This window comes from Aphanothece microscopica RSMan92 (genome assembly GCF_046613545.2).
GTDB lineage: Bacteria > Cyanobacteriota > Cyanobacteriia > PCC-6307 > Cyanobiaceae > NIES-981.
This window is the reverse complement of the sequence record NZ_JBKKKY020000319.1, coordinates 1-654: the sequence shown is the minus strand read 5'-3', so window position 1 is coordinate 654 and position 654 is coordinate 1. Positions and strand designations below refer to the sequence as shown.

The 654-nt window shown below is 69.1% G+C and carries 2 protein-coding genes; both read left to right on the top strand.

The window, feature by feature from the left end:
• Nucleotides 1–392 (top strand): SH3 domain-containing protein (locus ACLD7X_RS17760; protein WP_411425016.1); only part of this gene is annotated, 392 nt, incomplete at its 5' end.
• A 35-nt stretch (nt 393–427) separates the two neighbouring features.
• On the top strand, nt 428–654 hold a 227-nt coding region (locus tag ACLD7X_RS17755), incomplete at its 3' end, for a shikimate kinase (RefSeq protein ID WP_411425015.1).

The window sequence follows — 654 nt, the reverse complement described above, 5'->3', positions numbered from 1 at the left end:
CGCGGTTCGAAAGCCTCGATGAAAAAGAGGCCCATGGCCGCCTGGGCCCCACGCGCGATCATCGCGTCGTTTGGACCTATCAGCGCGTCGGGCTGCCGATGCAGGTGATCGCCGAAACCCAGGACTGGCGGCGCGTCCGCGATCCCGATGGCGAGGTCACCTGGATGCACAAGCGCCTGCTCTCCAGCCGCCCGACCGTGATGGTGCGCGCGGCCGCGGCGCAGGGCGTACCCCTGCGCGCCGCCCCGCAGACCGATGCCAAGGTCCGCGCTGTTCTGCATGCGGGCGTCATCGCCGATCTGGAGACCTGTGCGGACGGCTGGTGCCGGCTGCGGGTGCGCCAGCGCTACGAGGGCTGGACGCCGGCGAACATGCTCTGGGGCGCCCGCTAGACGCCAGCCCGCCGTGGCCCTATTAAATCGTCGTCATGCCCCCGTCCGAGACGTCTGAGACGTCGGTTTTCCTGTCGCGCACGCTCGCGCTTGTCGGGCTCATGGGCGCAGGCAAGAGTTCCGTGGGCAAGCGTCTGGCGCTTGCGCTGGGCGTGCCCTTCCGCGACGCTGACGACGAGATCGTCAAGGCGGCTGGCGAGACGATCCCCGAAATCTTCGCCCATCATGGCGAGGCAGAATTCCGTCGCGGGGAGCGCCGCGT